General features: G+C 70.7%; 2 protein-coding genes. Both read left to right on the top strand.

What is annotated here, in order from left to right; genetic code table 11:
- Positions 1-271: 271 nt before the first annotated feature.
- Positions 272-1,135: an LOG family protein gene (locus tag DKT68_RS00100; RefSeq protein ID WP_109815414.1), complete on the top strand. Its 864-nt coding sequence runs from the start codon at positions 272-274 to the stop codon at positions 1,133-1,135.
- Entirely contained in the window at positions 1,135-1,680 is a 546-nt protein-coding gene (locus DKT68_RS00095) for an LOG family protein (protein WP_109815413.1), read from the top strand. Before DKT68_RS00100 ends, DKT68_RS00095 begins: the two co-directional genes overlap by 1 nt.
- Positions 1,681-1,682: the final 2 nt, after the last annotated feature.

Here is a 1,682-nt window from a genome sequence, read left to right as displayed (position 1 = left end):
GGGGGAGAGGGGATGGGGTTGATCCAGTTGACGGGTACGGCGGCGCTCGGCCACCACGTCTCGGATCCGTCGCTGCATCTGGCGACGGATCCGGAGCATCTCGTTGTTACTGATCACGCTGACTCCTCCCCCGAAGGCGCGCGCCCGGGCATACCCGGTATGTGAATAGTAAGACGTACGAGCGAGCCGAATAGTTGCCCAAGATCTCGAACTATTTCTCCGCGTCCCCGGTCCGCAGCGGCAACTGTCGGCGGACCACTACGGTTGCTGCATGAGCCAGAGCAACGGGCGGGAGGCCGGCCGCGACCCGGGACAGGAGCGGCATCGGGGCGCGGTCACGCTGCGCCGGGGGGCGATCCCGAGTAGCACCGCCGATCAGCGACTGTTGGACTCGCGCGGACGGGGCGACTGGAAGACCAGGGACGCCTGGCGGGCGCTGCGCATCCTCTCCGAGTTCGTGGAGGGCTTCGACACGCTCGCCGACCTGCCGCCGGCGGTCAGCGTCTTCGGCTCCGCGCGCAGCGGACCGGACACCGCGGAGTGTCGCCTGGCCGAGGAGATGGGCGGCGCACTGGCCCGGGCCGGCTACGCGGTGATCACCGGAGGCGGGCCGGGGGTGATGGAGGCCGCCAACCGGGGTGCCACCGAGGCCGGTGGGCTCTCCGTCGGGCTCGGCATCGAGCTCCCGTTCGAGCAGGGCATCAACGACTGGGTCGACCTGGCCATCGACTTCCGCTACTTCTTCGCCCGCAAGACCATGTTCGTCAAGTACGCGCAGGCGTTCGTCGTGCTGCCCGGCGGCTTCGGCACCATGGACGAGCTGTTCGAGGCCCTCACCCTGGTGCAGACCGGCAAGGTGACCCGGTTCCCGGTGGTGCTCATGGGGGTCGCCTACTGGCAGGGGCTGCTCGACTGGCTGCGCGACACGATGGCCGCCGACGGCAAGATCGGGCCGGTCGACCTGGACCTGATCTGCCTCACCGACGACGTCAACGCGGCGGTCCGGCACATCGTCGAGTCCGAGGCGGCGCTCTCCGCCGAGCAGGAGGCCGTCCGCGACGAGGCCGTCGCGCGTACCGGCGCCGACCAGCGGGCCGCCGCCGAGCAGGCGGCCGACCAGCCGCGGGAGCGTTGATGGCGGCCATCTGCGTCTTCTGCGCCTCCTCCCGTACCCTCGACCAGCGCTGGCTGGACCTCGCCGCCGAGACGGGCGCGGAGCTGGCGCGGCGCGGGCACACGCTGGTCAGCGGTGGCGGTTGTGTCGGCATGATGGGCGCTCTGGCGGACGGCGCCCGGGCCGCCGGCGGGCGCACCCTGGGCGTCATCCCGCAGGCGCTGGTCGACCTGGAGGTCGCCGACCTGGCCTCGGACGAGCTGCTGGTGACCGACTCGATGGCCAGCCGCAAGACCCTGATGATCGAAAAGTCGGACGCGTTCCTCACCCTGCCCGGCGGGCTGGGCACCCTCGACGAGCTGTTCGAGGTCTGGACGACCGCCACCCTCGCCCTGCACACCAAGCCGATGGTGCTGATCGACACCGACGGTTTCTACCGGCCTCTGCTGGACTGGCTCGGCGCGCTCGCCGACCAGCACTTCCTCAAACCCGCCGGCCTCGGCCTCCTCACCGTGGCCGACTCCATCCCCACCGCCCTGGACGCCCTGGAATCCCACCTAACCTGACC

This window comes from Micromonospora acroterricola, assembly GCF_003172955.1.
Classification (GTDB): domain Bacteria; phylum Actinomycetota; class Actinomycetes; order Mycobacteriales; family Micromonosporaceae; genus Micromonospora; species Micromonospora acroterricola.
This window is presented reverse-complemented; position numbering and strand designations above follow the sequence as displayed.

What these genes read in the sequence shown, in the direction of transcription:
- DKT68_RS00100 (WP_109815414.1), top strand. Translation starts at nt 272, where the DNA reads ATGAGCCAGAGCAACGGGCGGGAGGCCGGCCGCGACCCGGGACAGGAG.
- DKT68_RS00095 (WP_109815413.1), top strand. Translation starts at nt 1,135, where the DNA reads ATGGCGGCCATCTGCGTCTTCTGCGCCTCCTCCCGTACCCTCGACCAG.